General features: G+C 54.5%; 8 protein-coding genes. All 8 read left to right on the forward strand.

Annotated elements, in window-relative coordinates:
* The first annotated feature begins 36 nt into the window (after positions 1–36).
* Positions 37–804: an SDR family NAD(P)-dependent oxidoreductase gene (locus tag FE784_RS37600; RefSeq protein ID WP_139607420.1), complete on the forward strand. Its 768-nt coding sequence runs from the start codon at positions 37–39 to the stop codon at positions 802–804.
* Between the two features lie 698 nt (positions 805–1,502).
* Complete coding sequence (locus FE784_RS37605; protein WP_218103877.1) at positions 1,503–2,180, forward strand: RraA family protein; 678 nt, start codon at positions 1,503–1,505, stop codon at positions 2,178–2,180.
* Positions 2,177–2,404 carry a hypothetical protein gene (locus tag FE784_RS41705; RefSeq protein ID WP_218103878.1) on the forward strand — a complete coding sequence of 76 codons (228 nt, stop codon included), beginning with the start codon at positions 2,177–2,179 and terminating at the stop codon, positions 2,402–2,404. The genes FE784_RS37605 and FE784_RS41705 overlap by 4 nt, the downstream gene beginning before the upstream one ends.
* A complete protein-coding gene (locus FE784_RS37610) occupies positions 2,385–2,711 on the forward strand; it encodes a hypothetical protein (RefSeq protein ID WP_139607422.1) in 327 nt (108 codons plus the stop codon). The genes FE784_RS41705 and FE784_RS37610 overlap by 20 nt, the downstream gene beginning before the upstream one ends.
* A 275-nt stretch (positions 2,712–2,986) precedes the next feature.
* Positions 2,987–4,717 (forward strand): cache domain-containing sensor histidine kinase, encoded by a 1,731-nt coding sequence (locus tag FE784_RS37615; RefSeq protein ID WP_139607424.1) that lies wholly within the window; start codon positions 2,987–2,989, stop codon positions 4,715–4,717.
* Positions 4,695–6,197 carry a response regulator transcription factor gene (locus tag FE784_RS37620; protein WP_176706805.1) on the forward strand — a complete coding sequence of 501 codons (1,503 nt, stop codon included), beginning with the start codon at positions 4,695–4,697 and terminating at the stop codon, positions 6,195–6,197. Before FE784_RS37615 ends, FE784_RS37620 begins: the two co-directional genes overlap by 23 nt.
* Positions 6,198–6,388: 191 nt before the next feature.
* Complete coding sequence (locus FE784_RS37625; protein ID WP_176706806.1) at positions 6,389–7,723, forward strand: glycosyltransferase family 39 protein; 1,335 nt, start codon at positions 6,389–6,391, stop codon at positions 7,721–7,723.
* 993 nt (positions 7,724–8,716) lie between these two features.
* On the forward strand, positions 8,717–9,264 hold a 548-nt coding region (locus tag FE784_RS37635), incomplete at its 3' end, for an NTTRR-F1 domain (protein WP_139607429.1).

Consider the following 9,264-nt stretch of genomic DNA (forward strand, 5'->3'; position numbering starts at 1 on the left):
CCGAGGGATCGATTTGCGAGGACGGGAGAGATCGGGATGTCTGGGTCGGACAAAATTGTAATCGTAACGGGCGGAGGCGGCGGGATCGGGGAAGCCGTCGCCTCCCGATTCGCAAGCGGCGGGGCTACGGTCGTCGTCGTCGATCGGACCGGCTCCAAAGCCGAGCGGGTCGCGGAGACAATCCGCTCGGCCGGCGGGCGGGCTGCCGCGATGGCGGCCGACGTCTCCTCGGAGGCGGATGTGCGCCGGATTGTCGGCGATACGCTGGAGACATACGGGCGCATCGATGTGCTGGTCAACAATGCCGCGATCTGTCCGCAGGTCCGCCTGACCGATCTGTCGCTGGCCCAGTGGAACGAGGTCATGACAAACAATTTGACGTCCGTCTTCCTGTTTTGCCGGGAGGTCATTCCTTCCATGGTGCGTAACGGGGGAGGCGCTATCGTCAACGTGAGCTCCGTGCACGCGCTGGCTACGCTGGAAGGGTATTCGGCCTATGCGGCCTCCAAGGCGGGAATTGTGGCCTTGACCCGGGCCGTCGCTCTTGACTACGCGAAGCAGAATATTCGCGTCAACGCCGTGCTGCCCGGCGCCGTGCATACCCCGATGCTGGAAGGCAGCGTGAAGCAGCTGGACACCCCGCGCGAGGAAATGATGCGGGAGTGGAACGAGGCGCAGCCGATCGGCCGTGTCGGTCAGCCGGACGAGATCGCCTCGGTCGTCCTGTTCGCGGCAAGTCCGGACAATTCGTTTATGACCGGGGCCACGTTGGTGGCCGACGGCGGGTTGACCGTCGATCTGTAGCCGCAGAGCTGAACAGACAACTAGCCGAGCCGGTCGGCTTTTGGCCAGCCGGGGCGTGGTCCCCGGTCACCCGGTCACCCGGTCACCCGGTCACCCGGTCGCCCGGTCGGCGCGGAAATGGATCGGCGGCCGTACATACCGTCCGGCGTTTGGCGAACGGAGCCCCGAATGAGGCGCGTTGTTATGCATAAATAGCGCAGAAAGCGGCTCGAAGAGGTAGCTATTTACGGACCCGGCGCACGGTGCCCGCTATTCGCCATGCTGCCGGTCGGGCCGAACTCCGTTCCGGGATAATGAACCGCTTTTAGCTGGAAAACATGCAGTTGTTCGACATATGAGCTGCCTATAAGCTGGTGTTAACTGGAAAATGTACAGTTATTGTTGCTTGTTTTCGCGTTTCAACCGAGCCGTTGATCTATTAACTTCACATTTTCCATTTATTTCGGCAAATTTCGCTTATCTCCTCAATTTAACTGCATGTTATACAGTTAAATATCGCCGACAAGTACGATCCGATGCCCGAACAGCTTCAAAGGAACGGAAGAGGATAAGGATAGGTCGTTTATTCCGATAAGCCACGTGGGAAGTCCGCCGAAGAAATGACTCGTCAGACCGAATATTCGAATCATCCGCCGCCCGTTTATCCCGTACACTTCATGATGAAGCATATCCGAATATATAAGGAGGATCCAGTCATCATGGAGGATGCCCGATTGACGCATAGCGAGTTGTTGAAGCTGAAGCGCTGGAATACGCCGACGATCTATAACGGCTGGGAAGTCATCACGAAGCACGATATAACACAAGGATTCAATCAGGAGGAGACGCGCGACTTCATGCCGCAGATGGGACCGATGGTCGGTTATGCGGTTACCGCACAGATCGAGCCGAGCAATCCGGACCATCCGAAGGCCGATCCGGCCGCCTGGTCCAAATACAGGGAGTACGTGGCCGGCGTACCGGGACCGAAAATCGTCGTCGTGCAGGATCTTGACAAGCCGCGCGTGATCGGGGCGTTCTGGGGGGAAGTAAACGGCAACATTCACCGCGGGCTCGGATGCGTAGGCACGATCACGGACGGAGCGATCCGGGATATCGACGAGATGGCCAACGCCGGCTTCAAGGCGATCGCCAGGCGGACGTGCGTCGGGCACGCCTACAGCACGCCGGTCCGTTGGGGAGTCGATGTGGAAATATTCGGCTGTACGATTCGTCCGGGCCAGCTGATTCATGCGGACAAGTACGGCTTCTTGGCCATTCCGCCTGAGGACGAGGCGCGATTGCTCGAAGCCGCCCGTTATATGGACGACAACGAGTGCAACACGGTTATTGCGGCCGCCACGGAGTCTCCGGCAAGCCTTTCGAGCATATCTTGAACGGGATAAACGAAGCGGGCAAGCAGTTCGGCGGCAACGTGAGGCAAACTTATGGGAATTCGGAGAATGGTAATGAGCGACAGCAAGCGGCGGAGCTTCCGGATGAAGCGCACGAAATTTTGGCTGTCGCGAGGATCGATCCGGCAATAATCGAAACCGAGCTGGCCGTGTCGATGGACAATTTCGACGGGCTGGCCGCCAACTGTGGCCCCCCGGGGATATAGATTCACGCCCGGCCAGCCGTTTCGCTTCGAGCTGAACGTGTACAATTTCGGCGTCTCGACCGTCTCGGGCACGATACGAATCGTGCCGCCGCCGCAATTCCGGACGGAAATCGGGAAAGAAGAGACGGAGCTGACGGTTGAGCCGATGTCGTACGCGACTGTTCCGATTGCGCTGCTGCCCGACACTTTGGCCGAAGCGGAGCACGTCATCGATACGGCGGAGGCCGAATTTGCAGGCAAACCGGCCGCTCCGGCCGTGTGGCAGCTGTTTCGCTCCGTGGAACCGGCGAATCCGAAGCTGCAATGAAGCGAGTCGGCTCGGGACTCGGACGAACGGCTTGAGCTGGAGGACGTTATAATCGGATAACACCGCCTCCCGTATATATGATTCTGCCGCGTGTTCAAGACACGCGGTTTTTTCTTCGAAAGAGGCATTCTCGTCCGGAAATGCATGTAACGCAAGATCGGCGAGGCTAGCCGTCTTTGCCGGCGCTCGTACAAACCGTTTTACAGATTCGGCCCGCCGGTGATAAAATGCAGATATTCACAGGCGGACATCGCCGATGACAAGGAGCGCAGGCCATGCTGCAGAAGTGGAGCTTTCCGACCCGCTTGTTCGCGATCTATTCGCTTATCGTATTTCTGGTCATTCCGCTTTCCTCAATCGTCCTGTACCGGTATTACAAGTCGATCGCCTACCAGACGTTGTCCGAATCGTTCCAGTGGGAAGTGACGACGCTTGCCGAGCAGTTGGACAATGTCATCGTGTCGGCGGACGGGCTGGTTGTCAACACGCTGGTGAATCCTTCGATCGAGAACTGGATGAAAGAGCAGCCGGACACCAATTCGAACAACAAAGTCGTCAGCGTATTCAACAAAATGAGGCTGGATCTGGACATCGATCCGGACAGCTTTAACCGCATATCGATTATTAAAGATACGGGCATCTTTCTGACAGTGGGCTCCACCTCTCTCAACCGCGATCAGGCGAAGAAAAAAATCGCCGATCTGTCCTGGTTTGGCGATTTGCAGCAGCGGCCGCTTCTCGTGCTTCCGCCCCACCGGGACGACTGGGATTCGAAAGGGAAAATGATCGTGTCGGTCATCAGGGGCGGCGTGCCCGGTACGCTGCTCGAAGTGCAGATTCCGTTCTCCTATTTGGAGGCGATGCTGTTCAAAGGAAACTTTGCTACAAACGGGAACCATGTGGTGTTATACGACGAAAATAACCGGATCATTTATCCGACAACCGAGCAGGAGCCGCCTCCGGGGCAAAATATAACCGCAGAGAGCAGGATCAACCACGCGGGATGGCGGGTGGAGGTAACCCAGCCGATGGAGCTGCTGCTGAAATCGGTGCGGGAAACCGGTTACTGGATGGCCGCGATCGCCGGAGGCTTGTCGCTCGTCTCGTTGGTCATGATCTATTTCTTCACGACCAGAACGACGAAACCGCTCGTGCGGCTCAGCCAGGCGATGGCGCAAGTGCCCGGGGACGCGGGGACGAACGAGCAGTTGTCCAAGCTGTTCGAGAAAATAGACGGGGGGGACACCCATAACGAGGTCGTCCATCTGTATCGCGCGTTCCAAAGCATGCTGGAGCGGATGGAGGAATCCAAGCAGCAGGCGGTGGAGGCGCGTTCCCGGGAGTTTCAGGCGCAGTTTCTCGCCCTTCAGGCGCAGATGAATCCGCACTTTCTGTATAATACGCTGACGTTGATCGGCATGCTGGGCATGGAGGATGGGAACGACGAGATATTGAAAATTACGAGCGAGCTCGTCCAAATGCTCCGGTACATCACGTACGACAGCCGGGAGCTTGTCACGTTGAAGGAAGAGATAGACCATGCGCTCTGTTATCTGGATATTATGAAGACGCGCTATCGGGACCATCTCGTGTTCGATGTTCACTTGGAGGGGGACCTGACCGCGGTTCGCGTACCCAAGCTTACGGTGCAGCCTTTCGTGGAAAACTGCGTCAAGCACGGCTTTGCGAAGAAGAAATACCCGTGGCGCATCGAACTCGACGTAGCTGTAACGGATACGGGATGGAAGGTGCAAATCCGGGATGACGGGGACGGGTTCAGCGCCGACTATTTGCAGAAGTTCGCGGGCAATCGGGGCAAGCTCGGCAGGCTCGATCTGTATGCGGAGGGCGGCGGCGTGGGCATGTTGAATACGTACATCAGATTGTATCACACGTTCGGGAGCAAGCTGCAATTCGCGCTCTCGAACAATGAAGCCGGCGGCGCTTCCGTATATTTGGGACTCGAGACGGAGGTGGCGACCGATGTTAAAAATATTGCTGGTTGACGACGAGGTAGCCCTATGCAAAGGGATGAAAAAGCTCATCCAAAAAGCGGATGCCGACAGCGTGGTGGAGGAGGCTTACGACGGGATCGAAGCTCTCGACATGATGAAGGAGTTCGATCCGGATATACTGCTGACCGACATGAGGATGCCGCGAATGGACGGACTGCAGCTGCTCCGCGAGGCGAAAGCGCGGAAGCCCGGACTGTTGACGGCCGTAGTCAGCGCCTATTCCGATTATGAGTATATACGGGAAGCTTTGCGGATGAACGCCTCGGATTATTTATTAAAGCCGGCGACGGCCGGCGATCTTCAAGAGCTGCTGCACAGGCTGAAGCTGAGGTTCCGGCAGGAAGCGATCAAGAAGGAGCAAGATTTTCTCGGATTGCTCCTGCAAGGCTTGCCTGCGGACGATTGTCCCGCTTCGCTGCGCTATTCCCACTACACGCTGCTGCTCGTATGCGCCGGACCGTATATCAACGGCGTTACGGATCTGTATCCGGGAGGCGGGCTATGGCAGTCTCCGCTGTTCGAGGATTGCACGGAACGATGCAAGGGGCTGGACCTTCGCCATTGGATGCTAAACGGCGAAAGACCGAATGAGCGGCTGCTATTGCTTGCAACGAATGCAGGCGATGCGGAAGTACGCATCCGGTCGTTCGTGGACGGTTTCATGGGCACCATCAGGAGCCGGAAAAAGCCTGTAACCGTCGTTGCGGGAACGGGCTTGTCGCTCTATCAGTTGTATGCGACGAGCAAGCGTCTGCGAAGGGAGCTTCTCCACTTCCTCGTCTTCGGGAAGTCGAATATGCTGCAGCTGAAGGATTCCGGCTCGAGGAAAACGGATGCCGCGCGCAAGTTTGCCAAGGAAACGGCCACGGTGATGGAAGTTATCGAGCATAAGCGGTATGACTTGTTCGCGGAGGAGCTGAGCGCTCTGCTGTCGAGCTGGGAGAGCGGCGAGGCGACCCAGTACGTCATTCAACAGACGCTGTTCCGCATATTGGCCGAGCTCGGAGATCGCGGGCTGGAGAGGCAGATCGATTTGGAGATGCTGGTCTCCCACTCGCTTGGCTACGCCGAGCTGAAGCATCATGTTTCTTTATTGTTCGACGATTTGTTCGAATCGCCGAATTTGACGGTCAAGTCCGTCCAGGTGAGCACGATCGTCGGCCAAGTGGAACAATATTTGAAGAAAAACTTCCGCCAGTCGATTACGTTGCAAAGCTTGTCGCAGGAGTTCGGACTGGTGCCCAACTATTTGAGCGTATTGTTCAAAAGGGAAGTAGGGATGACGCCGGTCGAATACTTGATGGAGTACCGGATCAAGGAGGCCAAGCGCATGATGGACGAACGGCCGGATCTGCTGCTCAAGCAAGTGGCAAGCGAGGTCGGGTACTCCGACCAGCTTTATTTTAGCCGCGTCTTTAAGAAGCAGACCGGACAATCTCCATCCGAATACGCCCATTCGCGGCAAAGATGACCGTAACGCCTTTTGAAAATTTCGCAGCCGGTGCCGGTTTGCGGAATTTTCCTTTTTTTTACCCGGCAACATGCATTCGTCCATATACAACTGCGATTTGTCTATTTTCCGTATGCCATTCCCTGTATATAATGACTGAAAGCGTTAACAAGGCGAGCGCGATCATCATATGGCATGGGATGTGTTACGGAGTGTACAGACTATACGCGAAGGTTAAGGATCCGGCGTTCCGAATAGGCCGCAAGATCATGAACAAAGACTTGATTTTCCTCATTCCGTTCGTCTATTTGTCTCTTAAAGTAAGATTGCAATATTTTTATTTTCTGGCGTCGCCGGGACAAAGCTTTCCACAGTCCGACGATTCCAAATGGTACATCCAATATGCATATACCCTCATAGCGGAAAAACGGATCGGCCTGCATATGAACGATCTGATGTATATGGGGTACAATGTGCTGCTGGCTTTGCTCCTTGCCGTATTCAAGGATCCTGTCACGGTCGTCTTCATCCAAGCCGTCGTCGCCGGTCTGTCCGTGATCCTCGTATATCAAATCTCGCGAATGCTGTTCAACAGGTTGACGGCCGTTATCGCCTCCTACCTGTATTGCTACCATACGTGGGGCATTACGCTCTGGTCCATGTACGTCTTGGCCGACAGCTTCTTTATCAGCCTGCTGCTGTTATGCGTGTACCTCCTCCTCAAGTGCAGGGAGTCGGATAAGAAATTTTACAAAATCGCATTTGCAGCCAGCGCGTTATTGTTGGCCGTATTCAAACCGACCGGTCTTCTCGCGGTTGCTTTTATCTTGCTGTATATCGTGATCGGCATGCGCAAGGCGATGCTCGTGAAAGTCGTCAAAAAGGTTTGGGTCCCGCTGGCAAGCTGCGCGGCTCTAGCCGTCGCGGCCGGTCTAATTCTCCTCCTGTCCGGCAAGCTGGATCCCCTTATCGCATCCGTGCAGCTTAACGTCAAAATGGTATTGTACAATATTTACGCCAAGGGATGGATTTACGACAGCGCTTCCCCTTTCGACCATCCGTTCAAGCCGGATTACGATATCGACATTATGAACAGTCTGGCCGTAAGCTTCATCGTTAACAATTGGGACCATGTTTCCGTCCTTTATGCGAAAAGGATGATCGCGTTCCTCGGAAGATGGGTGTGGCAGACGGATCTGACATCGATCAGGGGCATTGTCAGCTTCGCGGAGAACATGCTTCCTACTATACTGTTCATAACCGGTATCGTAGTATCGATGACGAACGAGCTGTTTCGAAAAGCTTCTATCATTTGGCTTATGGTGCTTGCCGTATTTTTGTTTTGCATCGTTTTCTTTATCGACGGCATGTACAGATACAAGGCGCCGGCCATTCCTTTTATTACGATCGGGGCCGCGTACGGAGCGGACAGAGTCATCCGCGGCGTCCTGTTCGTTGCGAGATCGGGCGTGCGACTGTGGGGGGCGATACGCAGAAGGGGGCACGCCTCGTATAGCTCCGGAATGCCGCCCATAAGCGGCAAATAGCATAGTATCACGGGAAACGCGGGCGATTGCCCGCGTTTTTTTAGTGCGCCACGCATGGCGATTAGCTAGGCGGTGAAAGTCCGCTGTGGGGGCTTGTGTCGAAGTATTGTCGAGAACCATCAAAGACGGGCGAGTCATCTCGCTCATCCACAAGTACCTGAGAGCTGGCGTCGTTCTGAAGCACCGATTTGAGGAAACGGAAGTCGGCGTACCGCAGGGCGGCAACCTCAGTCCAATACTTAGCAATCTTGACCAAGAAAAACAACCGAAAATCGCGGTCACTCACCTTTGAAATACGTCGATAGACGTTTTTTTTAACGAAAAAGAAAGTTTAACAAAAGAAAGTTTAACAAAAGAAAGTTTAACTTCGCTAAAGCGATAAAGCGGAGTGCGACTTTCTTTATCAAGAAAAGCTGCATCTTACGTGGAGTCATTCGCCGTGATCAAGAAAAGCTGCATCTTACGCAAAGTCATTCGCCGTGGAGAAGGCTTCGTCTAGAAGCTTTTCCTACCCCCAAGCTTACGCGTACCGGCATAATGCGAAGCGGTTCTGTCCGGTTGGTTGTAACCGTACGGTTCGGTTATAACGGAACGTTTTTCCGTTATTGTCCGAAACTCCACTGTATGCCCGAGAATAACGGAACCGTGTTCCTTTATAACCGATGATGGTGAAGAAACGGGGCAAAATCCGCGAGATAGGGGAGCTCTGTTCCGTTATTGTGTCGTCGATAGCGGGATTTGGTGAAATTGCGTACCTATGTTCCGCTATTTTTCTATTCTGTAAAGCTCCAGGATAGAGGAGTGATAGGTTCTGTAGCAAAAATCCGAAAGGGAGGCAGGTCGAACGGAATTGCTAGGTATCCCCCCTTTTTCATAGAAAGCCCGTTCCTATGCGATTTTGCTGCATATACTTGGTACATGCTTGAATTCTTAATCTAGTGAATTACGGATTAAGAGAAGCAAATTTTACAAGATGGAAGGTGACCGAAAAGCATGGCTTACGACCTTATCGTGAACGGTGATTTTGAGACGGGTTCTTTAAGTCCATGGGTGACCCTCAACACGAGCATCACGACGATCAGCACGCATACCGGTATGTATTCGGCTCTTTTGCAAGGCGGAGATGTCGATGCGGTATTGTCGCAGTATGTGGCTGTTGAACCGGGGGAGACCTTGGGGCTTATGGCTTCTATGGCTGCTGCAGGATCGGGTTCAAATCCGCTCGTGCTCGTTACGGTGAGCTACTATGACGATGCCTTTAATTATTATGGTTATACCGTCATAGATGTCATCTACGAGGGAAGATTGCCGAACGGCCTTGACGGTCAATGGCTGACTTTATATCCTCAAACGGAAATAGCGGTCCCATTGGGCGCCACGCAAGCGCTGCTCGTGTTTAACAAAATCGCTACGCCGGGCTCGGCCGATGTTCTGATCGATAGCGTTCAATTGAATGAGTTGGGCGGAGGCGGCGGAGCAACTGGTGCAACTGGAGCAACTGGAGCGACGGGAGCGACCGGAGAAGCAGGTCCGGCAGGAGC

The sequence above is a fragment of the Paenibacillus hemerocallicola genome (assembly GCF_006265175.1).
GTDB lineage: Bacteria > Bacillota > Bacilli > Paenibacillales > NBRC-103111 > Paenibacillus_AB > Paenibacillus_AB hemerocallicola.